Source organism: Streptomyces sp. STR69 (assembly GCF_024519455.1).
Taxonomy (GTDB): domain Bacteria; phylum Actinomycetota; class Actinomycetes; order Streptomycetales; family Streptomycetaceae; genus Streptomyces.
Genome location: NZ_JALJRY010000021.1, coordinates 139,902 through 166,085, shown reverse-complemented (window position 1 = coordinate 166,085; position 26,184 = coordinate 139,902). Strand labels below are relative to the sequence as shown.

Below are 26,184 nucleotides of genomic sequence, written 5' to 3'. Positions count from 1 at the left end.
CGTCATCCCCCGGTGCGCGGTGCGTTTGGCGGCGCACCGAACATCCGCGAACGGACCGCGTTTTCGCAGGTCAGGCCGATTGTCAGTGGCGGCCTCTACGGTTTTTCCATGACGCGATCTTTGCAGGCCGTGACCTATCGCCGACCCTCCGCGCTGGAGTCGTCGGAGAGTGGACGGCGCCTCGGTCTTGAGACCTCACAAGGCGCGACTCCTTCGGGTGTCACCGACCATCCCCGCTTCTTCGCGGGCTTCCTGACCTCGCCTCAGGTGGCCTCGGCTGCGCTGCTCGCGGTGGCCGACGTGGCGGGCGCGCGGTACTACCAGCGCCAACTGGCCGCCTCGCTCGACCCGGTGGTGACGGCGGGCGGTGACCGGCTGCGCTTCGAGTCCTTCTCCGGCTGCGGCGGGGTGTACGCGCGACTTGATGTCCTCGGCCCGGGCCTCGACGGCGGCGAGGTGGGACACGGCACGACGAACGTCGACGTCAACAACCCCCTGCGCGAGGCCCTGTCCCGCATCGGCTCGGACGACCCGCTCCATCTCCGGGTCGGCCCCGAGGAGTTGGCCGTGACCACGCTGGACGGCCCGGTGCTGGAGAAGAAGGTGCCGCTGCCGGACCGCTGGCTGCGCGGCTTCGCGGAGGCGCAGGTCATAGCGGCCGGTTTCGACCTGCGGGCCGAACTGCCCGCGGCGGAGGCGGTCCGCTTCCTGCGCTCGCTCCCGAAGTCCGGCGCGCGCGGCACCACGAGCGGCCCCCGATGGGTCGTACCGGCGGGGCGCGGCCTGCGCCCCACCACCCGCCCCGTCCCGGGCGCGGTGTGCCTGCCGGGCCCGGAGCGGCTGATCGCCCTCCAGCGGGTCCTGCGCCACGCGACGGCCCTGCGGATCTACGGCCCCTCCGTCATCGGCGCCGCCGCCACCGCCGGTGCGTGGGAGGCCGTCCTGCCGGGGATGCGGCTGACCCTGACGCTGTCGCCGGACGCGTCGCGCGGGTTCTCCGGAGAGGGCGGGGTCCTGGACGCGCTCTCCGCCGACGAGGCGGGCGAGGACGCGGAGTTGATCGCCGTGCTGCTGGCCTGGGAGCCCCGCATCGACGTCGCCGACCTGGCCGCCGCCTCGGGACTCACCCCCGCGCGGGTCCGCGCCGCGCTGATCCGCCTGGGCACTTCCGGGCGCGTCGGGTACGACACGGCGGAGGCGGCCTACTTCCACCGTGAACTGCCGTACGACGCGCGGCGCGTGGAGCGCCACAATCCGCGGCTGCGCTCGGCCCTCGCGCTGGTGGCCGCGGGCGCGGTGCGTCTGGAGGGCGCGATCGGCAAGGTGACGGCCGAGGACGGACATGTGCACCGGGTGCGTGACGAGGCGGGGGTGCTGAGTTGCAGCTGTGTGTGGTGGGCGAAGTACCGGGGCGGGCGCGGGCCGTGCAAGCACGCGCTGGCGGTACGGATGGTGCGGCGGGGTGCCGCGGTGGAGCGGGACATGGCGCGGGTCGACGGGGGTGTGCGATGAGTGCGCTGATGGAAGCGGTGCGGGCGGGGCGGACCGCCGAGGTGGTGGGGTTGCTCGACGGGCTGACGGATACCGAACGCCGGGCGTTTCTGCCGGAGTTGAAGGATCTCCGCAAGGAGCTGCGCACAGCACCGTGGGGGCATCCGTCCCGCCGAGCCCATCCCACGCTGCACGCGGCCGGTGCCGCCTGTGAGACGGGGGCAGCTGCCGCGGTGAGCTGGATCGCCGGCAGCGACATGCGCTGGTCGCAGTCGTCGGCGGCGCTGCTGATCCACGTCCTGGGCGACCGCGACGCCTCCTGGCTGGCCGATGTGACGCACCGCCTCGCCGGGCGTCCGGCCTCCGCCGGTGTGTCGTACGAGCTGATGGCCGGTCTGGTCCGGCTCTCCGGTTGTCCGGTGCCGACGACGGAGACCTATGTGCAGGCCTGGGTGGCGCACACCGGTCAGCTGTGGCAGCGCGGGGACACCCTGTTCGACCGGCTGCGCAGGGATCCTCACCTCTCGGAGCTGATGGCCGCGCTCTTCGAGACGAACGACGTCGCCGGCCCCATGGAGTGGTCCTCGGCGGAGGACCTGGACGGCTGGGTCGACGCGATCGCGCAGCTCACCGTCGAAGGCGCCCTGGACCGGAAGCGGACGGTGGACGCCTGTGTGGCCCGGCTGCTGCGGGGCGGTTCGACTCTCGATCACCGGGCGTTCCTGCGCGTGTTGAAGGGGCTCGCCCTCACCCGCGAGGAGGAGCGGGAGCACATCGCCGACTGGCTGGCCCTGGCCTCGGACGCGGTGCCCACCGTGGCCTCGCACGCCCAGGCGGTGCTCGGATCCCTGGCCCTGGACGGGGAGTTGACGCCGCGCCGGCTGGCGGAGATGTCCGACGCGGTGCTGTTCAGGTCCGAGAAGAAGCTCGTCCGTGCGCAGCTCGTGCTGCTGGGGAAGGTGCTGGCACGGGACGCGTCGGCCGCCGCCGAGGTGCTGCCCGCCGTCGCGCAGGCCTTCGGGCACGAGGACACGGACGTGCAGGAGCGGGCACTGAAACTGGTCGAACGGCATCTCAAGAAGGTCGACTCCTCCGAGGTGCGGGCCGAACTCGCGTTCGCCGCCGACCAGTTGGTCCCCGTCCTGCGTGCGCGTGCTGTCGAGACACTGGGCGCGGCGCCGGCGACGCCGACATCGGCGGTGTACGAGGAGGTACTCCCGCCCGCGCCGGAGCCGGTACGCCTCGCGCCGGCACCCGAGTCCGCAGTCGAACTCGCCGAGGAGGTGGGGGCGTTGCTGGCGACCGAGGGTGAGGTATCCGCGTTCGAGCGCGTGCTGGACGGCCTCGTCCGCCATGCATACCGGGACCACAAAACCCTGGTGAAGGCGTTGGAGCCGGTGGTCGCGCGCCGCTGGTGGCACTCCGACGATCCCGAGGACGCCCGGCGCGCCGACGACCACTTCAGTCGAACGCACCGCGCCTTCGGCAGCGCGGAGTACGGTCTCGACCTCCTGCTGGCCACCCTCCAGGACAAGGTGCGCACCGTCACGCTCCACGAAGGGATGCATGACGGCCACCGCTCCCGGACATGCGGGCACAGCGCGCTGTCCCGGGCCTTCGACGCCCGGGTGTGGGAGGTGGCGTACCGGCTCCGCGTGGAGCCGCTGCCGCTCCTGCTCTCGATTCCGAGCTGGAACACGGGCTTGCTGGAGCCGGACGAGTTGGTGGACCGGCTGGACACTTACCGGCGGCTGGGCGCGCGGGTCTCGGCCGCCGACTTCGCGCAGGCGTTGCTGCGGGTGCGCCGAGGGGACCGGGCGGCGGCAGCTGCTGCCGCCGAGCGGGCGGAGTCGCTCGGCACGACGGAGGGCGTCCGGCTCGCCCGCTGGCTGACGTCCGAGAGCCCCACCCTGCCTCCGAGCAGGCGACGCGCGTCCGGGCCGCGTGTCCTGCTGGAGTTGGGTGAACTCCTCGATGTGCAGGAGGACTTCCCGGCGGAGTTCCGGACGCTCGGGCAGCCGGTGACCGTCTACGGCAACAACTGGTACTGCTACCACTGGAACCGGGACATGCCGCGGCACTGGCTCGCGATACTCCCCGAGCGCCGTGAACTGATCGCGGCCCGCATCGTGCGGGACGTGTCGGCCGTCGCCCTGGACGGCACCCGCGGCGCTGCCGCCGTACTCCCGCTGCTGGCCGAGTCCGACGGCACGGCCGGTGAGGCGACGCACCTGTGTCTGGCGTACGGGCTCGGCGCCCGGCACCCCGAGGACCGGCTCGCCGCGGTGGACGCGTTGCTGGTGCTCGCGGCCCGGGGACAGCTGGACGGGGAGCGGCTGGGCACGGATCTGGGGCAGTTGGTGCGAAGCGGGGCGGTGAAGCCCTCGCGGCTCGCCGAGTCGATGCGGACGGGGGCCGCCACCGGGGCGAACACCAGCATATGGGGGATCCTGCGCCACACTCTGACCGCGCTGCTCGCCGATCTCGACGGGGACGTCAAGCCCGCCCTGGCGCGGGGGCTCGGGGACCTGCTCGCCGTGGGTGCCGAGTGCGCGGAGCGGTCCGGGGCTCAGGGTGAACTACCGCATCTGGCGCAGGCCGCGGACCGGACCGGCTCGTCCCGACTGGTCACTCAGGCACGTCGGCTGCGCAGCGCGCTGATGGCGGGGGTGGCCGCATGACGTAGGACGCCGGGGCTGACCTTCAGGGCAGCACACTCGTAAAAAGAACTGCAAAAGGTACAGAACCACGCTTTTACCGGTCGGTCACAGAGCGTTCGTGATCACGCAACACCCTTCCTTCACAGTGGTTGCATGAATCGAGACATGTCTGATGTGACGCGGGCCAGGCACGGGCGTCCGGTGCACCACTGGCGGCGCGACCTGGTGGAGCTGGCGGCGCTGTTCACTGCCGTCGCGGTGGCCGACGTCGTGGCGAATCTGGTTGGACACGGGCCCGGGGGCCCGGCGCTGCTGGCGATCTCCGCGCTGGCGCTGATCGCCACGGCGGGGTTCCACACATGGTGGTCACGCCGCCACGGTCACGCACCTCCTACGGGCGATACCGGCGCCCGGTCGGCCGCGCGGGTGCGGCAGGCCGGGCCCTCCGAATCGGAGTCCTCGATCGAATCCGAGTCGGAGTCCCAGCAGTCGTCCGCGGCGCCCGACGGCGTCGCCGAGTCGGCCACGCTGTGGCGCATGCGGACCACGGTGCGGGACGCGCCCGGATCGCTGGCCGCGTTGTGCACGGCGCTGGCCGGGCGCCAGGTCGACATCCTGAGCCTGCAGACACACCCGCTGGCCGAGGGCACGGTGGACGAGTTCCTGCTGCGGGCGCCGGGCGAGGTCGCGGCCTCCGAGATCACCCGGGTGGTCGCGTCGGCCGGCGGTTCGAGCACCTGGATCGAGCGGGCCGACGCCCACGATCTGGTGGACGCGCCGACCCGGATCCTCGGCCTGGCAACCCGCACGGCCCTGGACGCGGCGGAACTGCCGCTGGCGCTGCGGCAGTTGCTGGGCCGGTGCACCATCCGTTCGCTGCCTGCGGCCACTTCGGGCAAGGGACGCGAGCCGGAGTCGGTGCCGACGGAGGGGGCGTTGGAGGACACGGTGATGCGCCTGCGGGCGCCGGAAGGCGGAGTGATCACTGTGGAGCGGCCGTATCTGCCGTTCACGCCCACCGAGTTCGCCCGGGCGCGGGCGCTGGTGGAGCTGGATGCCCGGCTCGGTCCGCGCATCCCGCGCAGCCAGGACGTACTGACGCTGCCCGAGGGCAACGCGATCACCGTGCGGCGCGCGGACACCGGCGATCTGGAGGCGGCGCGGGAGATGCACGAGCGCTGCTCCGCGCGGACGCTCGGTATGCGGTACCACGGGCCGGTCGGTGACGCCGACCGCTATCTCAACCACCTGCTCTCCCCGCGCTTCGGCCGGACGCTCGCGGTGCAGACGGCGTCGGGGCGGATCGTCGGACTCGGGCACCTGTTGTGGGACGGGGACGAGACGGAGGTCGCGCTGCTCGTCGAGGACGACTGGCAACGGCGGGGAATCGGGAGCGAGTTGCTGGAGCGGCTGGTGGGGATGGCTGTCGAGGCGGGGTGCGAGAGCGTGTACGCCGTGACGCAGGCGTCCAACACGGGGATGGTGGCGGCGATGCGGGGGCTCGAGCTGCCGCTCGACTATCAGATCGAGGAGGGGACGCTGGTGGTCACGGCGCGGTTGGATGCGGCGGTGGGTGCCGTCGAGGTCACGGAGTTCGGTAGGGCCGAAGCGCCGTAGCGGTTGCGGTTTCGTTGGCGGGTGCGGGTGCGTTGTGGCTGGTCGCGCCCGGCGGCGGGGCCGCATATGAATGCGGCCCCGCGCCCCTCGGGACGGGCGCAAGCGCCCTGTCCAAGTCCGACCACAGGTCCTCTACATCCTCCAGGCCCACCGACAGCCGCAGCAGTCGGTCGCTCACCCCGGCACCCTTGCGGTCTTCCTCGCCCACCACCCGATGACTGATCGACGCCGGATGCTGAATGAGCGTGTCCACGCTGCCGAGGCTTACCGCCGGGGTGATGAGGCCGACACCTGCGATGACCTCGTGGGGGTCGCCGTGGGTCTCGAAGGCGATCATCGCGCCGCCGATGCGCGGGTAGTGGACGTCGGCCACGCGCGGGTCGGCGGAGAGGCGGCGGGCGAGTTCGGCGGCGGTGGCGGAAGCGGCGCGTACGCGGATCGGCAGGGTCGCGAGGCCGCGCAGCAGCAGATAGCCGGCCAACGGATGCAGTACGCCGCCGGTCGCGAAGCGGATCTGGCGCAGTCGCCCGGCGAACTCCTCGTCGCAGGCCACCACGCCCGCCATCACGTCGCCGTGTCCGCCGAGGTACTTGGTGGCGCTGTGCAGGACGAGGCGTGCACCGTGTTCGGCGGGGCGTTGCAGGACGGGCGTGGCGAAGGTGTTGTCCACGAGGAGGGGCACCGAGCCGCAGGAGTGGGCGACTGCGCGCAGATCGAGTTCGGCGAGGGTCGGGTTGGCCGGTGACTCGACGACGACCAGTCCGGTGTCGGGACGCAGCGCGTCGGCGATGCCGGCGGGGTCGGTCCAGGTCACCTCGGAGCCGAGCAGTCCGGCGGTGAGCAGGTGATCGCTGCAGCCGTAGAGGGGCCGTACCGCCACCACATGGCGCAGCCCCGTCGAGGCGCGCGCCAGCAGGACGGCGGTCAGGGCCGCCATGCCGCTGGCGAACGCGACCGCGCTGTCGGTGCCTTCGAGGCGGGCGAGGGCGGTTTCGAAGCGGGCGACGGTCGGGTTGCCGAGGCGGCCGTAGACGGGCGGGCCGTCGGGTTCGGCGCCGGTGGTGGCGAAGGCGTCGATGCGGGCGGCCTCGCCGCGGCTGTCGTACGACGGGTAGGTGGTCGACAGGTCGATGGGCGGGGCGTGCAGGCCCTGCCGGGCCAGGTCGTCGCGGCCGGCGTGCACGGCTTCGGTGTCCAGTGCCCGCCGGGCCGGGGAGGGGTGCAGGCTCGTTGTGTCCATGGAGAGAAGGGTGAACATCGACCGGGCCGACAAGCCAAATCTCCGTGTTACGTTCGCTGAATGACCGACTCTGTCGTACTTGATCCGGTGGATCTTCATCTGCTGCGGTTGTTGCAGAACGACGCCCGGGCGACGTACCGCGATCTGGCGGCGCAGGTCGGTGTCGCGCCGTCGACGTGTCTGGACCGGGTGGCGCGGTTGCGCCGGGCCGGTGTGATCCTCGGGCATCAACTGCGGCTCGATCCGGCGAAGTTGGGTCGCGGTCTGGAGGCGTTGCTGTCGGTGCAGGTCAGACCGCATCGGCGGGAGTTGGTGGGGCCCTTCGTGGAGCGGGTCCGGGCGTTGCCGGAGTCGCGGACCGTGTTCCATCTGACCGGGCCCGACGACTATCTCGTCCATGTGGCTGTCGCGGACATGGCGGATCTGCAGCGGCTGGTCCTGGACGAGTTCACGTCACAGCGGGAAGTGGCGCGCGTGGAGACCCGCTTGATCTTCCAGCAGTGGGACTGCGGGCCCTTGCTGCCCCTTGCCACGCCCGTAGCTGAATCGGGGTGACGGGGAGAAGTCCCAGGTATGAGGATGGTCCCCATGTCGCAGACCAACACTCCGCTGCCCCGGCAGGTCGCCGACGCCTACGTCGACGACCTCATCGCCCTCAACCCGGTCATCGGTACGTATCTCGGCGTGAAGGAGAGTTCGGGCAGGCTGCCCGATCTCTCCCCCGCAGGTCAGGAACGACTCGCGGAGCTTCAGCGGGCGACCCTCGCGAAGCTCGACGAGGCAGAGCGCCGACCCGGCGCGGACAGTGGTGTCGAGCGCCGGTGCGCGCGCCTGCTGCGCGAGCGGCTGACCGCCGCACTCGGTGTGCACGACACCGAGGAGGGGCTGCGCGAGGTGGGCAATATGCACACCCCCGCGCACACGGTGCGTGATGTGTTCACGGTGACTCCGGCGCAGACCGAAGAGGACTGGGCGGCGATCGCCGAGCGGCTGCGCGCGGTGCCCACCGCGCTGGCCGGCTACCGCGAGTCCCTCCAACTGGGCCTGGACCGCAAGCTGTTCGCAGGCCCGCGCCCGACGGCCACCTTCATCGGCCAGCTCACCGAGTGGTCGGACCCGGGCGGCGAGGGGCGTGGCTGGTACGAGGACTTCGCCTCGGCCGGACCCGAGTCCCTGCGCGCCGAGCTGGACGAGGCGGCCCGCGGGGCGACCGCGGCCCTGGTGGAGCTGCGGGACTGGCTGCGGGAGGTGTACGCGCCGGCGATCGAGGGCGCGCCGAACACGGTGGGCCGTGAGCGGTACGCGCGCTGGGCGCGCTACTTCAACGGTACGGAGCTGAACCTCGACGAGGCGTACGCGTACGGCTGGTCCGAGTACCACCGGCTGCTCGCGGAGATGAAGCGGGAGGCCGAGAAGATCCTGCCCGGCGCCGAGACCCCGTGGGTGGCCCTCGCGTACCTCGACGAGCACGGTCGGCACATCGAGGGTGTCGACGAGGTCCGTGACTGGCTCCAGGGCGTGATGGACAAGGCGATCGAGGAGTTGGACGGCACCCACTTCGAACTCGCCGAGCGGGTACGGCGGGTGGAGTCGCGGATCGCGCCCCCGGGCAGTGCGGCGGCGCCGTACTACACGTCACCCTCGCAGGACTTCTCGCGGCCGGGCCGCACCTGGCTGCCGACCATGGGACAGACCCGGTTCCCGGTCTACGACCTCGTCTCGACCTGGTACCACGAGGGCGTCCCCGGCCATCACCTCCAGCTCGCCCAGTGGGCGCATGTCGCCGAGGACCTGTCCAGCTACCAGGCGTCCGTCGGCATGGTCAGCGCCAACGCCGAGGGCTGGGCGCTGTACGCGGAGCAACTGATGGACGAGTTGGGCTACTTGGAGGACGCGGAGCAGCGACTCGGCTTCCTCGACGGGCAGATGATGCGGGCCACCCGGATCATCGTCGACATCGGCATGCACCTGGAGCTGGAGATTCCGGCGGACTCGCCCTTCCACCCCGGTGAGCGGTGGACGCCGGAGCTGGCGCAGGAGTTCTTCGGCGCGCACAGCAGTCGCCCGGCGGACTTCGTGGAGAGCGAGCTGACGCGCTATCTCACAATCCCGGGCCAGGCCATCGGCTACAAACTCGGCCAGCGGGCCTGGCTGTTGGGCCGGGAGAACGCGCGCCAGCGACACGGCGACGCGTTCGATCTGAAGGCGTGGCACATGGCCGCGCTGTCGCAGGGATCGCTGGGCCTGGACGACCTGGTGGACGAGCTGTCGCAGCTCTGATGCCAGGCCGGGGGTGAGGCATCGGCGGCCGGGTCCGGGAGTTCGGGACCCGGCCGCTACCCGCATCCAGCACCGGCACCAGCACCAGCGCCGACGCCGGTACCCAAGTCCCTTGTGCCGCCGGTCAGTTGGGAAGCCGTCGCAGTTGGACGAGGCCGAGCCAGGTCTCCGGGCCCGGCTGGGCGCGGCCCGCGCGGACGGCGTAACGTCCCGGTTCCAGGTCGACCTTCAGATGCTCGGTGCCTTCCGAATCCCGCCCGGGCCATGCCGAGTCGAACAGCACCAGCGGTCCGGGTACGTCCCACCGCACCTCGTTCTCCCAGGTCGCGCCGGCGAGCGCGGCGGGCACGCCGGCCAGCACCTCCTCCTCGGAGTCCGCGGCACACCACCGTACGAACGTGCCGTGCTCCGGCAGGAAGGACGTCGAGGCGGGCTCGTCGCCCAGGACCAGGGCCGCGCTGTCCCCTACCGGCAGGAGACCGACATACCCGCCGACCTCGCACGCCCGGTCGTAGTCCGAGGCCAGTTCATCGCCGTCGGCTCCCGTCCAGAACGGCAGCACCGTCTCCGGTACCGCTATGAGCGGCCCGCCGCCCGACTCCACCCACTGCACCGCCGTGCCCGGCTCCGCATATAACGCCATGGGCAGAACCTAACGCACAGCGAGCCCACATGTTCATGGTTCGAGCTGCCGCGCGCGCCGCCAACTCGCTTGCCGGTACGGCCCGTTCACGGTCGGCCCCGGTTTCAGCAGCCGCAGTCGTCCGTGTTCACCGGCACCGTCAGCGGGTCGGCCGGGCGCCGCTCCCGCCCCTGCCAGGTCTCGAACTCGAAGCCCTCGCGCACCCAGTACTCGAAGCCGCCGAGCATCTCCCGTACCTGGTAACCGAGTTCGGCGAGGGCGAGGGCCGCGCGGGTGGCGCCGTTGCAGCCGGGGCCCCAGCAGTACGTCACCACCGGCACGGATCTGTCGAGGAGTTGCCCGGCCTGTTCGGGTATGAGCGCGGTGGGGAGGTGGACCGCTCCGGGGATGTGCCCCTGGTCCCAGGACTCGGTGGAGCGTGAGTCCACGAGGACGAAGGCGGGGCCGCCGGAGGCGAGCGCGGCGGCGACATCGGAGACGTCGGTGTGGAAGGCGAGGCTCGCGCGGAAGTGGGCGGCGGCTGCCGCGGGGGTGGTGCTGCTCATGGACCGGCCTTTCACCGAGATGTCCTTACGACCGGAAATCTACGGTCGCCGGCCGGGTCCCTGAAGTGATGATTCCCGGCGTCCTGCTTGATCTGCCGGGGATTCCCCTGCTATTTCTCATGAATGACCACGTATTCCCCGGACGCCACCGACTGGCGCATCCTCGACGTCCTCCAGCGGGAGGGCCGGGCCGGTTTCGCCGAGCTGGCCCGGGCCGTCTCCATGTCCGCGAGCGCGGTCACCGAGCGGGTGCGGCGGCTGGAGGAGGCGGGGGTGATCCAGGGGTACACGGCGGTCGTGGACCCGGAGCGGCTCGGCCTGCCGATCCTGGCGTTCGTGCGGCTGCGCTATCCGAACGGCAACTACAAGCCGTTCCACGACCTGGTCGCGGTGACGCCGGAGATCCTGGAGGCGCATCACATCACGGGCGACGACTGCTTCATGATCAAGGTCGCGGCCCGCTCGATGCGCCACCTGGAGGAGGTGTCGGGGAAGATCGGCGCGCTGGGCTCGGTCACCACCAGCGTCGTCTACTCCTCACCGCTCCCCCGCCGACCGCTCGGTCACTGACCCCGCTGTCGTACGGTCGACCCCGCCCGCCCCTTCACGACCTCCAGCTGCGCGTGGATGCGCCGCCGCAGGTCGGCGACATGGCTGACGATGCCGACGCTGCGGTCCCGTTCGCGCAGGGAGTCCAGGACGTCGAGGACCTCGTCGAGGGTCTGCTCGTCGAGACTGCCGAAGCCCTCGTCGATGAAGAGCGTGTCGAGCCGGACCCCGCCTGCCTCGTCGGTGACCACATCCGCGAGTCCGAGCGCGAGAGCGAGCGAGGCGAAGAACGTCTCGCCGCCGGACAGCGTCGCCGTGTCCCGCTCCCGCCCGGTCCACGCGTCGACGACATGCAGCCCGAGTCCGCTACGGCCGCGCCCGGCCCGGTCGTCGGAGTGGACGAGGGTGTAGCGGCCGGACGACATGCGCTGCAGCCGTACGGTCGCGGCGGCGGCCACCTGTTCCAGGCGGGCGGCGAGGACGTACGACTCCAGGCGCATCCTGCGTTCGTTGTCCGCCGAAGTGCCTGCGGTGAGGGCGGCGAGGCGGGCCACGCGGTCGTACTCCTGGCGCAGCGGCGCGAGTTGACGCGCCCCGGCCGCCGACCGGGCGGAGAGCCGGTCGAGTTCGGTGCAGCGCCGGGCCGCCGCGTCGCGCGCGGAGGCCGCGTCCCGGGTCCGCCGCTCGGCCGCGCTCGCGGCGCGCTCCGCAGCGTCCGGGTCGGCGGGCGGCTGCTGCGCGGCTGCGGCGGTGTCGGCCTCCGCGAGGACGGCCCGTACGGCGGCCTCCTCCGACTGCCAGGCGTCCAGGCGCCGTTGGAGTTCGCGATGAGCGCCGTCGTCGAGGAGGGCGTCGGCCGCCGCCTGCGGCGTCTCGAACCCGGCGCGGAAGGCGGCGTCGGCCAGCCGCGCGTCGGCGTCCTTCAGCCGCTGCGCGGTGTCCTCGGCGACACGTGCGGTGTCGGCGGCGTCGGTGAGCAGCGCGGCCTGCCGCTCCAGCTGGGCCGCGCGCGCCGCCACACTGTCGGCGGTGCCCCGCGTGTGCGCCAACTCCTCTTCCAGCAGGGCGCGTTCACGGTCCAGGTTGTCGCGGAGGGCCGTACGGGAGGCGGCTCTGAGGGCGGCCTGCTGCTGGATGCCGGTCCGCCGGTCGTGCTCCTGCTCGGCCTTCCGCAGCTCCTCGGTCGCGGGGTGCAGCCAGGACGCGTCCCGGCGCGCCTGCTCGTACAGCCGCTCCAACTCGGCGACCTCGTCAGCGAGTTGATCGGTCGGTGTGTCCCCCGCCTCCGCCGTGGCGGCGGCGAGCGCTTCCCGTACGACGCCGAGGCGGCGCTCGGCCTCGGTGCGCTGTTCCTCGGCGTGCTGGTGGGCGGTGAGGGCCTGTTCCTCGGCCGCGCGGTCGACGTGTTCCGCGGACTTGCGTGCGGGCGCGGGGTGTTCGGAGGCACCGCAGACCGCGCAGGGTTCGCCGTCGGTGAGGTGGGCGGCGAGTTCGGCGGCGATGCCGTTCAGCCGCTGTTCCTTGAGGTCGAGCCAGTGGGTGCGGGCCTTCACGGCGCGTTCGGCGAGGGACAGCACCTGCCGCTGGGCGTCCTCGGTGTCACCGGCGAACTGGTCCCGCTGCCGGGCCGCCCGGAGCCGGCGCTCGGTGGGCTCGCGGCGCACGGCGAGCTGTTCGGCCCGGCCGGCGGCCTCCTGGGCGGACTCGATCCGCGTCCGCAGCTCCGCGCGGTTCGTGTCCCACCCGGCGAGCCAGGCCTCGGCCTCCTGCCGTACGTCCTCGTCGGCGCGCTCCTGCCGGTCCAAGTCGGCGCGCTCCAGGCCGAGTTCGGTCAGGCGCCGTTCGGCGCGGCGGGCCGACTCCAGGCCGCCCAGCTCCTCGGCGGCCCGGCGGGCGGCGGCGGTGAGCCCGGCCGCTCCGGCGCCCGCGAAGGTCTCCGGCAGCAGGTCACGGGCGCGTGCCTCGGCCCGGGCGGCCTCCCGGTGCTCGGAGTCGGCGGCCTCCCGCAGCTCCAGCGCCGGCGCCACCGCCTCCGCCTTCCGCGCCCGCTCCATCCGCGCCTGCGCCTGCCGATAGCCGTCGGCGCGCTCCTCCAGGAGCGCGGCCCGCTCCCGGGCCTGCGCGAACCGCTGTTGCAGGCGCGCCAGTTCGCGTACGTCGGCGAGCACGCGGTCGGCCGCGGCGCGGGCGGACTCGGCGGCGGAAAGGCGGCTGTGCGCGATGGTCAGCTGTTCGCGCGCGGTGCTGCGGGCGACGGCCGCCGCGCCCAACACCTCGGCGGCGAGGCCGGGTTCGCCCGGTGCGAGGTCCGGCAGCTCCATGGCGTTCCCGGCGGCCTGCTGCATGCGGTGCGCGTCGGCCAGCAACTCGGCGTCGCCCTGGCGGACTTGGGCCTCGGTGGCCCGCCGCCGGTCGGCGAGCCGCTTCTCGACCTCGGCGAAGCGGTGGGTGTCGAAGAGCCGGCCGAGCAGCTTGCCGCGCGCCTCGGCGTCGGAGCGCAGGAACCGCGCGAACTCCCCCTGGGGCAACAGCACGACCTGGCAGAACTGCTCCCGGCTCATCCCGAGCAGCTGGGCGATCTCCTCGCCGATCTCCTGGTGCGAGCGGCTGAGGTCCTTCCAGTCGCCGGCCGTCGCGTCGTACTCGCGCAGCCAGCTCTGTGCCTTGTCCAGTGTGCTGCCGGTGCCGCGCTTCTTGGGGCGGGCCCAGGGCGGCTGCCGGGTGAGTTCCAACCGCCGCCCGGCGACGGTCAGTTCGAGCCGGACCTCGGTGCGGGTGGCGGGCGCCGCGTGGTCGCTGCGCAGGGTGAGCCCCTGGCCGGACTGGCGTACGCCGGGCACCGATCCGTAGAGCGCGTAGCACACGGCGTCCAGGACGGAGGTCTTGCCGGCGCCGGTCGGGCCGTGCAGGAGGAAGAGGCCGGCGGAGGACAGTCCGTCGAAGTCGACGGTCTGCGAGCCGCCGAAGGGCCCGAAGGCGGTGATGTCGAGCCGATGCAGCCTCACCGGCCACCGCCCCCTTCCTCCACGCGCCGCGCGTTCACGGCGACACCTCCCGGACCACCGCGTCCGCGCGCACCGCGTCGAACGCCTCCTGGAGCACGGTCTGTTCGTCGTCGTCGGGTCCGGCGCCCCGCACATGGGCCACGAAGTCGTCGGCGATCTCCTGGTCGCTGCGGCCCGCGAGGCGCCTGGCGTACGACACGTCGGGGTCGTCCGGGGTCCGCTCGGGGTCGAAGACCAGGCTGAGGGTGTGCGGGAAGCGTTCGGTGAGCCGGGCCATGGGGTCGGCCGGGCGGACCGGGTCGGTGAGCGTCGCCTCGACCCAGGCCTCCGCGTGCCGCGCGAGCTGCGGGTCGTCGAGCAGGTCCTCCAACATGCCCCGGATCCTGGCCAGTTCGCGCGGAACCGGGCAGTCGACGCGTTCGGCGGTGACGGTCCCGTCGGCGTCGAGGTCGACGAGCCACATGCTCTTGCGGTGGTCGGCCTCGGAGAAGGAGTACGGCAGCGGGGAGCCCGAGTAGCGCACGCGCCCGGTGATGGTCTGGGAGCCGTGCAGATGCCCGAGCGCCACGTAGTCGACGCCGTCGAAGACCCCGGCCGGTACGGCGGCGACCCCGCCGACGGTGATGTCCCGCTCGCTGTCGCTGGCCTCGCCGCCGGTGACGAAGGCATGGGCGAGGACCACGGACCGGGTGCCGGGCGGGCGGTCTGCGAGGTCGGCGCGGACGCGCTCCATGGCTGCGGCCAGTACCGCTTCGTGCCCGGCCTTCTCCACCCCGAACTCGGCCTTCACCAGGGCGGGTTCGAGATACGGCAGCCCGTAGAAGGCCACGTCGCCGAACGCGTCCGGAATCACCACGGGCGTCCCGCAGGCCGACGGTTCGGTGCGCAGATGGATGCCCGCGCGGTCGATCAGTCCCGCGCCGACGCCGAGCCGACGGGCCGAGTCGTGGTTCCCGGAGATCATCACCGTGGGCACGCCCAGGTCGGCGAGCCGGTGCAGGGTGTCGTCGAAGAGCTCGACGGCGGCCAGCGGCGGTACGGCGCGGTCGTACACGTCTCCCGACACGACCACGGCGTCCACCGCGCGCTCGCGCACGGTGGTGACGAGGTGACTCACGAAGTCGGCCTGGGCCCCGAGCATGTTCACTCGGTGGAACGCCCGGCCCAGGTGCCAGTCGGAGGTGTGCAGCAGTTTCATGGAGCCACCACGCTAGCGCCTGTGGCCCCCCTGCTTCACCACGGCCACACACTCGCCAGCACATCGACGAACAAAACGCCCCAAATATCCCTTATGTCGACACCGAACACCCTTTATGTCATGGCCTGGTACACGAGGTTGCGCAACTGACGACGTATCGGTCACGACGTAGAGGCCCAGCCCGAACCCGCAGCCCCGGTGCTCGTCGAAGACGGATATGGGCGCCTGCGCCCACCCCGGCCGGGCCGGCACAGGCACCCCTACGAGTCCCCGGCCCTCCCCACCGACCCGGCAGCCACCGCTCGGCCCGGGGTGGGGGTCAGCCGGGGGCGGCGAGCGATTCGCCGTCGCCCCGGACCACTCGCGCGGCCTTCTCGGCACAGGTCTCCCGCGAGGCGGCTGAGCCCCCGCAGGAAACCCCCAACTCCCCTGCCACACACGGGAGCTGCGCTAATCTCACGTCACACGCACCACGCGAGAGACACAGGGTTCCCATGCCAGTCGAGTACCGCGGTCGGTCCGAAACGATGGCCTATGCGGCGGCGGGGATGGAACCGCCGCCCGAGGTCCCGTTGCGGAAGAGCGACCCCCGGCAGGCGGGCCCGTACCGCTTGCTGTCGGTACTGGGCAGCGGCGGGATGGGCCGGGTCTATCTCGGCCGCGACACCACGGGCGGCACCGGCCCGGCCGCCGTGAAGGTGATCCGTCCCGAGTACGCGGAGGACCCGCAGTTCCGCAAGCGCTTCGAGCGCGAGGTCGGCGCCCTGGACAGCATCCAAGGAGCGCACATCGTACGGCTGTTGGGCAGCGGCTGCGAGGAGGACCTGGTCTGGGTCGCCACCGAGTACATACCCGGGCCCACCCTGGACCAGCTGGTCGACGCGCGCGGACCGATCGACGCGGCGGCGGCCTGGCGGCTGTTCGCCGACGTGGGACGCGCGATCGAGGCGATCTGGCGCGCCGGGCTGGTGCACCGCGACCTCAAGCCGTCCAACGTCATCCTCGGTGCCGACGGCGCCCGCGTCATCGACTTCGGTGTCGTCCAGGCCACCGACGGCACCTCGATCACCGCCACCGGCCAGAACGTGGGTACCCCCGCCTACATGTCCCCAGAGCAGGTCCGCGGCCAGGAGGTGACCGCCGCCTCGGACGTCTTCTCACTGGCCTCCACGCTCACCTACGCCGTCGCCGGGGAGGCGCCGTTCGGCGAGGGCACGGGCGTCGACGTGCTGCACCGGGTGGCCTTCGACCCGCCCCGGGAGGAAACCCTCGACAAGGTGGCGGCCGTAGACACGGACCTGGCCGCGTTCATCCGCGTCTGCCTGGACAAGGACCCCGAGCAACGGCCGTCACCCGAAGCCGTGTTCAGGACGGCCATCGGACATCAGCTGTCCGGGCCGGTCGGCGACCCGCCACGTGTAGCCGCTCCCGAGCGGGGGGCCTCCCCCGGGCTCGCGATCTCCCCCGCCGCCCGTCCCGTCGCGACGCCCCCGGAACCGCCTGCCGAGAAGCCCGGCAAGCCCCAAGTCGCTCCCGGGAAACGCGAGTTCGCGTCCGGGAAACGCGGAAAGTTGATCGTGGGTGCCGTCGCCGCCGCCGTCCTGGTCGCCGGCAGCATCACCGCGACGCTGCTGCTGCACCACGACGACGGGACGTCGGCCGGTGCCGGGCCGGAGGCGTCCTCGGCAGCGGCCGTGCCGGAGAACTCGCCCTCGGCGCCGAGCAGTTCGCCGAACGGGGACTCGACCCTGCCGGGCACGGGGAACGTGGCGTCACAGAGCCCGACGAAGGCGCCGGCCACTCACGATCCCGCGACCCTCGACATCCGGATCGCCTCGTGCGTCGCCGAAATCGCGTCGCACTCCCACGGCGACTGCGTCAAGGCCCTCCAACTCCTGCTCGCCGGCTACGGGTTGCACGTCACGGTCGACGGCGACTACGGGGAGACGACGAGCGACGCGGTGAAGGCGTTCCAGACCGAGGCCGGAACCACTCCGAGCGGGTCGGTCGACGCGCAGACGATGAAACTGCTGTACGGCGCGGAGCGCGGACCGGTCAGGGCCGGTTCGGTGACCGTCACCGAGAACGTCCACGCCGTCGAGGTCGCCCGGTGCCTCGACGCCCGCGTCTCGGCGGTGCAGGTGTGGGGGTGCAACGGCACGCCGGCCCAGAAGTGGGCGCTCTACCGCGTGCCCGGCCACGCGTCCCAGTACCTCGTCGTCAATCAGGGCGACCACACCTGCCTGGACGCCGACGCCGACACCGTCGGCCAGAACTTTTCGAAGATCCGGGCCAGGAGCTGCGACGGGCTGAGCGCGCAGCGGTGGCAACTGGGCAGCGCCGGGACCCTGGTCAGCGCCCCGGACGGCTTCTGTCTGGACGCGGAGGCCTCCAAGTCGGGGCAGGACGGTCAGCCGGTCCAGACCTTCGGCTGCGCGGGCAGCTCCAACCAGGTCTGGCACTGGCGCTCCTGACACATCGTCAAAACCCTGTGCGGTCAGGCGTCTCCGTACGCCTCGCCGCCCAGTTCCAGATTCGCCGTCCCGGCGGTGGCATCGGCCAGCCACGCCCGGAACGCGTCCACGTCCGCGTCCGGCAGACCGATCTCGATGGTGACCGCCTCGCCGTAGCGGACATCGCGGACCTCGCGGCCGGTGGCGTGCAGGTCGTTCTGGATCTTGCCGGCCCGCTGGTGGTCGACGGTCACCGTGGCGAGCCGGAAGCGGCGGCGGGTGAGCGTGCCGAGGGTGTCGAGCGCTTCGCCGACCGAGCCGCCGTAGGCCCTGATAAGGCCGCCCGCGCCGAGCTTGACGCCGCCGTAGTAGCGGGTGACTACGGCGACGACGTACCGCATGTCGCGGCGCAGCAGCATCTGGAGCATGGGGACGCCGGCGGTGCCGCCGGGTTCGCCGTCGTCGCTCGCCCGCTGGATCGCGGCGTCGGCGCCGATGACGTAGGCGAAGCAGTTGTGCGTGGCGTCGGTGTGTTCCTTGCGGACGCGGGCGACGAAGTCCTGCGCCTCCTGCTCGGTGGCCGCCGGGGCGAGGGCGCACAGGAAGCGGGAGCGGTTGACCTCGGTCTCGTGCACGCCCGGGCGGGCCACTGTGCGGTACTCGTCCTGCATCCGGCCAGCCTATGCGCAGGGTCAGGGGTCGCCCCCGGTCCGGGTGCGGGTGACGATGTGGTGGATACTCGCTCCTCGTTGCCCGGGCCCCGGGCACGCTCGTCCGATCTCAGGGAGTTCTCAGCATGACCGGCGCGCAGGCGGAGCCTACGGAGAGCACGGAGTCCGACGGTTCGGGGTCCGCCGCCGAGCGCTGCCGGACCTGGCTCCTGGACGGTCTGAGCGAGCAGAGCGCACGGCATCCGGGGCCGCACGCGACCCCGAACCCGGAGCACGAGGGTCACCGCTGGTGGCGGGTCATGTGTCTGACCGGCGTCGACTACTTCTCCACCCTCGGCTACCAGCCGGGCATCGCCGCGCTCGCGGCCGGGCTGCTGTCGCCGCTGGCGACGGTCGTGCTCATTGGGCTTACGTTGCTCGGGGCGCTGCCGGTGTATCGACGGGTGGCGCACGAGAGTCCGCACGGCGAGGGGTCGATCGCCATGCTGGAGCGGCTGCTGCCGTGGTGGTCGGGGAAGATCTTCGTCCTGGTGCTGCTGGGCTTCGCGGCGACCGACTTCATGATCACGGTCACCCTGTCGGCGGCGGACGCGGCGGCACACGTCGTGGAGAACCCCTTCGCGCCGGGCTGGATGCACGGCGGCAACACCTGGATCACCCTGGTACTGGTCGGTGCGCTGGGCGCGGTCTTCCTCAAGGGGTTCCGGGAGGCCATCGGGATCGCCGTGGTGCTGGTGGGCGTGTATCTCTCGCTCAACGTGGTGGTCCTCGCGGTGTCCGCCTGGGAGGTGCTGAGCCATCCGGTGAAGATCGGCGACTGGACGGACGCGATGACGGCCGCGCACTCCTCGCCGCTCGCGATGGTCGGGGTCGCACTGCTCGTGTTCCCGAAGCTCGCGCTCGGCATGTCCGGCTTCGAGACCGGTGTGGCGGTGATGCCACAGGTCAAGGGCGATCCGACGGACACCTGGGAGAAGCCGACGGGCCGCATCCGCGAGACCCGCAGGCTGCTCACCACGGCCGCCGTGATCATGTCCGGCTTCCTGCTCCTGTCCAGCCTGGCGACGACCATCCTCATCCCGCAGAGCGCGTTCAAGACGGGCGGCCCGGCGAACGGCCGCGCGCTCGCCTATCTCGCGCACGAGCACCTGGGCCAGGTCTTCGGCACGTTCTACGACGTCTCGACGATCGCGATCCTGTGGTTCGCGGGCGCCTCCGCGCTCGCCGGGCTGCTGAACCTCGTCCCCCGCTATCTGCCGCGCTACGGCATGGCGCCCGAGTGGACGCGGGCGGTGCGCCCCCTGGTCCTCGTGTTCATGGTGACGGCCGTCCTCATCACGCTCTGGTTTCACGCGAGCGTCGATGCCCAGAGCGGTGCGTACGCGACCGGTGTGCTGGTCCTGATGCTCTCGGCGGCGTTCGCCTCCACGGTCACCGTGCACAAGCGCGGCCATCGCAAGGCGACGCTCGGCTTCGGCACGATCACCGCCGTGTTCGCGTACACCCTCGTCACGAACGTCATCGAACGGCCCGACGGCATCAAGATCGCCGGCATCTTCATCGTGCTGATCCTGGCGACGTCGTTCGGTTCGCGCATCCACCGCGCCTTCGAACTCCGCGCCGCCGAGGTCACGTTCGACGACACGGCAGCCCGTTTCGTCGACGAGGCGGCCCGCTCCGGCCCTCTGCGACTGATCGCCAACGAGCCACAGGAGCACAGCACGCGTGAGTACCGCGCCAAGGAGTACAGCCAGCGCGAGCACACCCACATCCCGGACGGTGGGCCGGTGCTCTTCGTGGAGGTGACCGTCCGCGACTCCTCGGACTTCACCGCCGACATCACCGTGCACGGCGACAAGAAGTACGGGGTACGGCGGCTCCGGGTCGAGGGCCCCACGGTGCCCAACGCGATCGCCGCGGTCCTGCTCGCCCTGCGGGACCGTACCGGCGAGGTCCCGCACGCCTACTTCGACTGGACCGAGGGCAACCCGGTCAGTCATCTGATCCGTTTCCTGGTCTTCGGCGACGGCGAGGTCGCACCGGTCACCCGCGAGGTACTCCGCCGCGCGGAACCGGACCGGCACCGGCGGCCCCGCGTCCACGTCGGCTGACCGCTGTGAGAGTCCTTGTGGTCGGCGGCAGCGGTTTCCTGGGCACGGAACTCGTGCGCCGGGCGAGCGCGGCGGGCTGGGCCACGGCGGCGACGTACTGCTCCGCACGACCCGGTACCGCGCCGCCCGGCGTCTCCTGGCACCGGCTCGACCTGCGCGCGCCCGACCGACTCGACGACCTCCTGGCCGAGTTGACCCCGGACGCGATCATCAACGCGACCAGCGGACTGAGCGACTGGGCGGTCACCGCCGACGGCTCGGTCCGCGTGGCGATGGCCGCGGCACGCCATGGCCGCCGCCTGGTCCATGTCTCCAGCGACGCCGTGTTCTCCGGTTCCCGGATGTCCTACGACGAGTCGTGCCTGCCCGACCCGGTCACCCCGTACGGCGCGGCGAAGGCCGCCGCCGAGACAGCCGTACGCCTCCTGACACCGGCCGCCGCGGTCGCGCGCACCTCGCTGGTCATCGGCCACGGCGGCTCCGCGCACGAGCGCATGGTGCACGAACTGGCCGCCGGTGCTCGCGAAGGCGTCCTGTTCACCGATGTCGTCCGCTGTCCGGTCCACGTCGAGGACCTGGCCGCCGCCCTGCTGGAACTCGCGCTGTCCGACGAGTCGGGCATGTTCCACCTGGCCGGGCCGGACGCCCTGAGCCGCCACGACCTCGGTGTGCTCATCGCCCGACGTGACGGACTCGACGCGAGCAGGCTCCCCGCCGGGCGCCGAGAGGGCGAGTCCATGGCCCTCGACGTCCGTCTCGACAGCCGAGCCACACAGGAGCGGCTGGGCACACGGCTGCGCGGAGCTCAGGAGTTCCTCCAACTCCCCTAGAGCCGGGCCTACTTCTTCTTGCCTCTCGGCACGGTCAGGCCCGTCAGCAGGGCCGTGCCCGGGGCGAGGTCCTTCCAGGTGCGACCGTGCCAGGCCAGGACCGCGATCGCCGAGGTCGGGAACTTCACCCGGACCTCGTCGAGCGTGTCGTCGAGACCGTCACCGGCGAGTTCGAGGACCAGTTCCTCCAGGCCCGGGTTGTGCCCGACGACGAGCAAGGTCTCGACCTCGTGCGGCACTTGGTGAACGGCGTCGAGAAGGTCCGCGACATCGGCTGCGTAGAGCCGTGGTTCGTACCGCACCGGCGGCGGGGTGCCCCACTCGGCCGAGGCCAACTCCCAGGTCTGGCGCGCCCGTACGGCCGTGGAGCACAGCGCGAGGTCGGGCAGGGAGTCCGTCTCGGCGAGCGCGATCCCGGCGGCCGGGGCGTCACGGAGACCGCGCGGGGCGAGCGGACGGAGCTGGTCGGGAACGCCCGCCGGCCAGGCCGACTTGGCGTGCCGCAGCACCACAAGTCGGCGCAGCGGGCGGGCCCCGGAGCGGCCGTTCACGCCAACGACCCGATGTCACGGGTGAGTTCGAGCCCGAGGAGCCGGTCGGCGTAGGCGTACGTCTCGAATCGGGCGCCGTCCGGCAGGTCGGGCCAGGTCTCCACGCGACGCAACACCGCCAGCACGGCAGGCACGTCGAGGTCGTTCTCCCAGGCGCTCCGCAGCTCGACGCGCACCTCGTCGGGCACTGGCCGCGAAGGCCGCCGCGCCCAGTCGGCGACCGACCCGCGCCAGTGCGCCAGGGTCCGCCGCGCCTCGTCGAGGGCCACCGCGTCGAGCCGTACCGGCAGGTCCCGTGGGTGCGCGAGCAGGGCGAGGCGGAGCGCTCCCGGGTCGGAGAGGTCCGGGGCAGCGGTCGTAGGAGATTCGACGGGCGCTACGGCGACCAGGGCTCGCCCGGGTGTCGCCTCGCTCCCGGCGGTGACGTGGAGGACCTGGGCCTCGCCGAGTCCGGAGCCGAGGTCTCCCCCGTCCTCGAAGGGGCGGATGCCCAACGCGCCTGCGGCGGCGCGGAGTTCGGCCTGGTCCCGTTCTCCGGTGAGCAGGGCCCACACGGGTGTGCCGCCGAGTTCGAGGGCGCGCACGAGGAGGTCGGCGACGAGGAGGACACGTAGTGCCGTGGGATCGAGGCCCGACGCGTGCGCCTCGACCCTGGTCAGGCCACGGCGGGCGGGGGCGGCTTCGGTGGAGTCGCCGGTTCGGGCGTCGATGATGCGCAGCACGGCCCGAGCGTAGGCGGGGGGAGGGCCGTACGCACGCATGTTCGCTCTGTTCAGGCCGGAGTGGCGGGTTCGCCCGGGCCTGTCGCTCATGGATCGGCGCGGTTCACCCGCTGGACGAGTTCGGCGATGAGCGATCCCCGCTCGAACGAAGTCGAGAGGGGAACGCGTTCAGCGGGCGAGCAGGTCCCGAAGGGCCTTGGCCACGTCGGCGGGTGCCTCCTCCGCCATGAAGTGGCCGCAGGTCACGGTGGAGTGCCGTACGTCCGGTGCCCAGGCGCGCCACAGGGCCGCCGCGTCGAAGCCGAGGGCGGCGCCCCAGTCCTGCTGGAGCACGGCGACCGGCATCCGCAGTTGGTGGCCGGCGTCCCGGTCGGCTCGGTCGTGGGCGAGGTCGACGCCGGCGGAGGCCCGGTAGTCGGCGACGATCGAGGGGACCGCGGCACGGCAGGCGTCCAGGTAGGCGGTGCGGATGCGGGCGGGGATCGCCTGCGGGTCGTTGGTCCAGATGTCGAGGAAGTGACCGAAGAACGCGTCGGGCGCGGCGGCGATCAACTCCTCGGGCAGGCCCGGGGGTTGGGCCATCAGGTAGAGGTGGAAGCCGACGGCGGCGGTGACGCCGTGCATCACCTCCCACATGTCGAGGGTGGGGAGTACGTCGAGACAGGCCAGGTGCGTGATCCGGTCGGGGTGGTCGAGTCCGGCGCGGAAGGCGACGAGGGCGCCGCGGTCGTGCCCGGCGAGTGCGAAGCGATCGTGTCCCAGGGTGTGGGCGAGGGTCACGATGTCGTCGGCCATGGTGCGCTTGGCGTAGCCGGAACCGTCGCCGCCCTCGTCGGACTCGGCGGGCTTGTCGCTCGCGCCGTAGCCGCGCAGGTCGGGGCAGATGACGGTGTGGTCGGCCGCGAGGTCGGCGGCGACATGGCGCCACATGAGGTGGGTCTGCGGGAAGCCGTGCAGCAGCACGAGCGGGCTGCCCGAACCGGACACGGCCGCGTTCAGGGACACGCCGTCCGCGACGGGAACGCGGTGGTAGGTGAAGCCGGGGATGGTCGGTGGCATGGTGCGCCCTGCTTTCATGCTTGCGTCGGTGCTGTCGTCAGTGCTGTCGGTGGTGTCTCCGAGCCTGCCGCGCGCCGATGAGCAATGGGTGAGCGCGCTACGGTGACCTGGGGCGATGCGCCGGAAAGGGTGGTCGGTGATGGAGGTCGCGTTCGGGGTGCTGGGGTCGGTGACGGCCTGGGACGGTGCCGGGGACGTGATCGCGCTGAGGGGGCCTCGGCACCGGGCGGTGCTGGCCCGGCTGCTCGTGGCCCGGCGCCGGGTCGTCCCGGTCGGGCGGCTGGTCGAGGATCTGTGGGCGGGCCGGGAGGAGCCGCCCGCCGACGCGGTGGGCGCGGTGCGCACCTTCGTCGCCGCGCTGCGCCGGGCCCTGGAACCGGAGCGCCCGCCGCGCGCGCCGGCCCGGCTGTTGGTCACCGAGGGGCCGGGGTACGCGCTGCGTGCCGGGTCGGAGGCCGTGGACGCGTGGCGGTTCGAGCGGGCGGTGGCCGCCGCCGGAGCCATGCCGGAGGTGCGGGCGCTCGCCCGGCTGGAGGAGGCCCTCGGCTGGTGGCGGGGTCCGGCCTACGCCGACTTCGGCGCCGAGACCTGGGTCCGCGCGGAGCGCTCCCGCCTCGCCGAGCTGCGGCTGCACGCCGTCGAGCGCCGGGCCGAGACCCAACTCGCCCTGGGCCGGGCCGCGGAGGCGGTGCCGGACCTGGACGCGCATGTGGCCGAGCACCCGTGGCGCGAGAACGCCTGGCGACTGCTGACACTGGCCCTGTACCGCACCGGCCGCCAGGGCGACGCCCTCGCGGTACTGCGCCGGGCCCGCACCCTCCTCGTGGAACAACTCGGCGCGGACCCGGGCCCGGCCCTGCGCCGCCTGGAGTCGGACATCCTCACGCATGCTCCGCACCTCGATCCTGTGCTCGGAGGTCCGCAGGAACGGGCAGGGGCACACACAGTCGGCGGCCCACCGGAACTGGCGTGGGCGCACGGGGACGGCGATCTGCGGGGACACGGGCGGGCGGGGGCGGACGGCAGCCCCCGGGAACAGGGCCGAGCCCAAGCGGATGCCGACCCGCAGGAACAGGCGCCATCCCAGGCAGACGGCGGCCCGCCGGAACCTGCGCGGGCTCACGGGGACCGCGATCCACAGGGGCAGGGGCGAGCACAGTCGGACGGCGGCCCGCGGGAATGGCGACGCGCCGAAGCGGACGGCGAGCGAGCGGAACGGGCGTGGGCACACGCGGACGGCGAGCCACCCCGACCAGGGCAGGCGCAGGCCGACGACAGCTCGTCGGCACGGACGCGAGTCCGGGCAGAGGGTGACCCGGCGGAGCAGCCCCGGTCGCAAGCCGTCGGCGGTCCCGCGGAGCAGGTGTGGGCAGCCGCCACCGCCGCCTACGACCGGACCGTGGCGGCCGGTGCCAGGGCGCGGCTGGAGTCGACGGTGGGGCTGCTGCGGGGTCTCGCGGTGACCGGTGGCGGCGGGCTGGAGGCGGCCCGCGGGCACCGGCTCGCGGCGATCACCGCGGCGGCGGAACTGGGCGACCCGGAACTCACCGCCCGGGTGATCGGCGCCTACGACGTCCCGGCGATCTGGACCCGTGTCGACGACCCCCGGTCGGCGGCGGAGACCGTGGCCGCCGCCGAACACACGCTTGCCGCGCTTCCACCGGACGCCCATCTCGCCGCGCGGGCCCGCCTGTTGGCCACGATCGCCCTGGAGTCACGCGGTACCCGTTCGGCGCGCGGAGCACAGGCCGCCCGCCAAGCAGAGGACATCGCCCGCCGGTTGAACGACCCCGCGCTCCTCGCCTTCGCCCTCAACGGGGTGTTCATGCAGACCTTCCACCGTGCCGGCCTGGCCCCGCAACGGGACGTCATCGGCGCCGAGTTGGTTGCCCTGTCCGTCCGGCACGGCCTGGTCACCCACGAAGTGCTCGGCCATCTCGTCCGGCTCCAGGCCCGCAGCGCGCTCGCGGACTTCACCGGAGCGGACCTGCACGTGGCAGCCGTGGAGCAGCTGGCGGAGCGTCATGAACTGCCGCTGGTGGGCGTGTTCACCCAGTGGTACCGGGCCCTGCGGCTCGCCGAGAGCGGCAGGGCCCGGCTGGAGGACGTGGAGGCGGCCTACCGGGACGCGGCGCGACGGCTGGAGGGATCCGGTATGCCCGGGCTGGAACACGGGCTGCTGCCGCTGGCCCTGCTGTGTCTGCGTGTGCGGCACGGGCGGCCCGCCCAGACCGACGGACACCTCGACTGGGGGCCGTACGAACCGTGGGCCCGGCCGCTCGTGTCACTGGCCCACGGTCGGCCCAACGACGCCCGGGCCGCACTGCGTTCACTTCCGGAGCCGCCGCGCGACCTGCTGTTCGAGGCCCTGTGGTGCCTGGCCGCGCGGGCGGCGCTCGCCGTGGGCGACCAGGACACGATGGAGCGCGCCCGGGCCGAACTGACGCCCGCCGCGGCCGAGTTGGCCGGGGCGGGCAGCGGTCTGCTCACCCTGGGCCCCGTCGCGCGGTATCTCGACGATCTCGCCGGCGCGCTACGGGGCCCTCGGTGAGCGGGAGT

The 26,184-nt window shown here is 72.7% G+C and carries 19 protein-coding genes; 10 read left to right on the top strand and 9 right to left on the bottom strand.

Annotated features, from left to right (window positions below; translation table 11 throughout):
- Positions 1–108: 108 nt before the first annotated feature.
- The 3 genes from OC490_RS33770 to OC490_RS33760 all read left to right on the top strand — a co-directional run bounded on the left by OC490_RS33770 (position 109) and on the right by OC490_RS33760 (position 5,768).
- Positions 109–1,512 (top strand): SWIM zinc finger domain-containing protein, encoded by a 1,404-nt coding sequence (locus tag OC490_RS33770; protein ID WP_262061826.1) that lies wholly within the window; start codon positions 109–111, stop codon positions 1,510–1,512.
- Positions 1,509–4,172 carry a DUF6493 family protein gene (locus tag OC490_RS33765; RefSeq protein ID WP_262061825.1) on the top strand — a complete coding sequence of 888 codons (2,664 nt, stop codon included), beginning with the start codon at positions 1,509–1,511 and terminating at the stop codon, positions 4,170–4,172. The genes OC490_RS33770 and OC490_RS33765 overlap by 4 nt, the downstream gene beginning before the upstream one ends.
- 180 nt (positions 4,173–4,352) lie before the next feature.
- A complete protein-coding gene (locus OC490_RS33760) occupies positions 4,353–5,768 on the top strand; it encodes a GNAT family N-acetyltransferase (protein WP_262061865.1) in 1,416 nt (471 codons plus the stop codon).
- Here OC490_RS33760 and OC490_RS33755 read toward each other — a convergent pair.
- Entirely contained in the window at positions 5,737–7,008 is a 1,272-nt protein-coding gene (locus tag OC490_RS33755) for a trans-sulfuration enzyme family protein (protein ID WP_410099208.1), read from the bottom strand. The two genes, OC490_RS33760 and OC490_RS33755, sit on opposite strands and share 32 nt — an antisense overlap.
- A 60-nt stretch (positions 7,009–7,068) precedes the next feature.
- Here OC490_RS33755 and OC490_RS33750 point away from each other — a divergent pair, with 60 nt between their 5' ends.
- Positions 7,069–7,563 (top strand): Lrp/AsnC family transcriptional regulator, encoded by a 495-nt coding sequence (locus tag OC490_RS33750; protein ID WP_262061824.1) that lies wholly within the window; start codon positions 7,069–7,071, stop codon positions 7,561–7,563.
- A gap of 33 nt (positions 7,564–7,596) precedes the next feature.
- The gene (locus tag OC490_RS33745) at positions 7,597–9,288 is read left to right on the top strand and encodes a DUF885 domain-containing protein (RefSeq protein WP_262061823.1); all 1,692 of its coding nucleotides are present in this window, start codon (positions 7,597–7,599) and stop codon (positions 9,286–9,288) included.
- 124 nt (positions 9,289–9,412) lie between these two features.
- Here the strand turns inward: OC490_RS33745 and OC490_RS33740 are convergent, their stop codons facing one another.
- Positions 9,413–9,931 (bottom strand): immunity 21 family protein, encoded by a 519-nt coding sequence (locus tag OC490_RS33740; protein WP_262061822.1) that lies wholly within the window; start codon positions 9,929–9,931, stop codon positions 9,413–9,415.
- A gap of 104 nt (positions 9,932–10,035) precedes the next feature.
- A complete protein-coding gene (locus tag OC490_RS33735) occupies positions 10,036–10,476 on the bottom strand; it encodes a rhodanese-like domain-containing protein (protein WP_262061821.1) in 441 nt (146 codons plus the stop codon).
- 123 nt (positions 10,477–10,599) lie between these two features.
- On the opposite strand from OC490_RS33735, the gene OC490_RS33730 reads away from it, so the two are divergent.
- Positions 10,600–11,046, top strand: a complete 447-nt coding sequence (locus tag OC490_RS33730; RefSeq protein ID WP_262061820.1) for an Lrp/AsnC family transcriptional regulator — start codon at positions 10,600–10,602, stop codon at positions 11,044–11,046.
- Here the strand turns inward: OC490_RS33730 and OC490_RS33725 are convergent.
- Positions 11,040–14,030 carry an AAA family ATPase gene (locus OC490_RS33725; protein WP_262061819.1) on the bottom strand — a complete coding sequence of 997 codons (2,991 nt, stop codon included), beginning with the start codon at positions 14,028–14,030 and terminating at the stop codon, positions 11,040–11,042. The genes OC490_RS33730 and OC490_RS33725 overlap by 7 nt on opposite strands.
- A 34-nt stretch (positions 14,031–14,064) precedes the next feature.
- Positions 14,065–15,228: an exonuclease SbcCD subunit D gene (locus OC490_RS33720; protein ID WP_262061818.1), complete on the bottom strand. Its 1,164-nt coding sequence runs from the start codon at positions 15,226–15,228 to the stop codon at positions 14,065–14,067.
- A 494-nt stretch (positions 15,229–15,722) separates the two neighbouring features.
- On the opposite strand from OC490_RS33720, the gene OC490_RS33715 reads away from it, so the two are divergent.
- Positions 15,723–17,702, top strand: a complete 1,980-nt coding sequence (locus tag OC490_RS33715) for a protein kinase domain-containing protein (protein WP_262061817.1) — start codon at positions 15,723–15,725, stop codon at positions 17,700–17,702.
- A gap of 23 nt (positions 17,703–17,725) precedes the next feature.
- On the opposite strand, the gene OC490_RS33710 is transcribed toward OC490_RS33715, so the two are convergent.
- Positions 17,726–18,352, bottom strand: a complete 627-nt coding sequence (locus OC490_RS33710; RefSeq protein ID WP_262061816.1) for a YigZ family protein — start codon at positions 18,350–18,352, stop codon at positions 17,726–17,728.
- A gap of 125 nt (positions 18,353–18,477) precedes the next feature.
- Between OC490_RS33710 and OC490_RS33705 the strand changes: the two genes are divergently transcribed.
- Both OC490_RS33705 and OC490_RS33700 read left to right on the top strand, forming a co-directional pair.
- A complete protein-coding gene (locus OC490_RS33705; RefSeq protein WP_262061815.1) occupies positions 18,478–20,463 on the top strand; it encodes an APC family permease in 1,986 nt (661 codons plus the stop codon).
- Positions 20,464–20,468: 5 nt separating this feature from the next.
- Positions 20,469–21,293 (top strand): SDR family oxidoreductase, encoded by an 825-nt coding sequence (locus tag OC490_RS33700; RefSeq protein WP_262061814.1) that lies wholly within the window; start codon positions 20,469–20,471, stop codon positions 21,291–21,293.
- Between the two features lie 8 nt (positions 21,294–21,301).
- On the opposite strand, the gene OC490_RS33695 is transcribed toward OC490_RS33700, so the two are convergent.
- The 3 genes from OC490_RS33695 to OC490_RS33685 all read right to left on the bottom strand — a co-directional run bounded on the left by OC490_RS33695 (position 21,302) and on the right by OC490_RS33685 (position 23,625).
- Complete coding sequence (locus OC490_RS33695) at positions 21,302–21,844, bottom strand: SixA phosphatase family protein (RefSeq protein WP_262061813.1); 543 nt, start codon at positions 21,842–21,844, stop codon at positions 21,302–21,304.
- A complete protein-coding gene (locus OC490_RS33690) occupies positions 21,841–22,605 on the bottom strand; it encodes a hypothetical protein (protein ID WP_262061812.1) in 765 nt (254 codons plus the stop codon). Before OC490_RS33690 ends, OC490_RS33695 begins: the two co-directional genes overlap by 4 nt.
- 129 nt (positions 22,606–22,734) lie before the next feature.
- On the bottom strand, positions 22,735–23,625 hold the full coding sequence (locus OC490_RS33685; protein ID WP_262061811.1) for an alpha/beta fold hydrolase: 891 nt from the start codon (positions 23,623–23,625) through the stop codon (positions 22,735–22,737).
- 139 nt (positions 23,626–23,764) lie between these two features.
- On the opposite strand from OC490_RS33685, the gene OC490_RS33680 reads away from it, so the two are divergent.
- Entirely contained in the window at positions 23,765–26,176 is a 2,412-nt protein-coding gene (locus tag OC490_RS33680) for a BTAD domain-containing putative transcriptional regulator (protein WP_262061810.1), read from the top strand.
- The last annotated feature ends 8 nt before the right edge of the window (positions 26,177–26,184 follow it).

Excerpts from the sequence above, each read along its gene's own strand:
- OC490_RS33770 (WP_262061826.1), top strand. The coding sequence starts at position 109 with ATGACGCGATCTTTGCAGGCCGTGACCTATCGCCGACCCTCCGCGCTG.
- OC490_RS33720 (WP_262061818.1), bottom strand. The coding sequence starts at position 15,228 with ATGAAACTGCTGCACACCTCCGACTGGCACCTGGGCCGGGCGTTCCAC.
- OC490_RS33705 (WP_262061815.1), top strand. The coding sequence starts at position 18,478 with ATGACCGGCGCGCAGGCGGAGCCTACGGAGAGCACGGAGTCCGACGGT.
- OC490_RS33680 (WP_262061810.1), top strand. The coding sequence starts at position 23,765 with ATGGAGGTCGCGTTCGGGGTGCTGGGGTCGGTGACGGCCTGGGACGGT.
- OC490_RS33740 (WP_262061822.1), bottom strand. The coding sequence starts at position 9,931 with ATGGCGTTATATGCGGAGCCGGGCACGGCGGTGCAGTGGGTGGAGTCG.
- OC490_RS33710 (WP_262061816.1), bottom strand. The coding sequence starts at position 18,352 with ATGCAGGACGAGTACCGCACAGTGGCCCGCCCGGGCGTGCACGAGACC.
- OC490_RS33765 (WP_262061825.1), top strand. The coding sequence starts at position 1,509 with ATGAGTGCGCTGATGGAAGCGGTGCGGGCGGGGCGGACCGCCGAGGTG.
- OC490_RS33750 (WP_262061824.1), top strand. The coding sequence starts at position 7,069 with ATGACCGACTCTGTCGTACTTGATCCGGTGGATCTTCATCTGCTGCGG.
- OC490_RS33685 (WP_262061811.1), bottom strand. The coding sequence starts at position 23,625 with ATGCCACCGACCATCCCCGGCTTCACCTACCACCGCGTTCCCGTCGCG.
- OC490_RS33755 (WP_410099208.1), bottom strand. The coding sequence starts at position 7,008 with ATGGACACAACGAGCCTGCACCCCTCCCCGGCCCGGCGGGCACTGGAC.
- OC490_RS33730 (WP_262061820.1), top strand. The coding sequence starts at position 10,600 with ATGACCACGTATTCCCCGGACGCCACCGACTGGCGCATCCTCGACGTC.
- OC490_RS33745 (WP_262061823.1), top strand. The coding sequence starts at position 7,597 with ATGTCGCAGACCAACACTCCGCTGCCCCGGCAGGTCGCCGACGCCTAC.
- OC490_RS33715 (WP_262061817.1), top strand. The coding sequence starts at position 15,723 with ATGCCAGTCGAGTACCGCGGTCGGTCCGAAACGATGGCCTATGCGGCG.
- OC490_RS33690 (WP_262061812.1), bottom strand. The coding sequence starts at position 22,605 with ATGCGTGCGTACGGCCCTCCCCCCGCCTACGCTCGGGCCGTGCTGCGC.
- OC490_RS33735 (WP_262061821.1), bottom strand. The coding sequence starts at position 10,476 with ATGAGCAGCACCACCCCCGCGGCAGCCGCCGCCCACTTCCGCGCGAGC.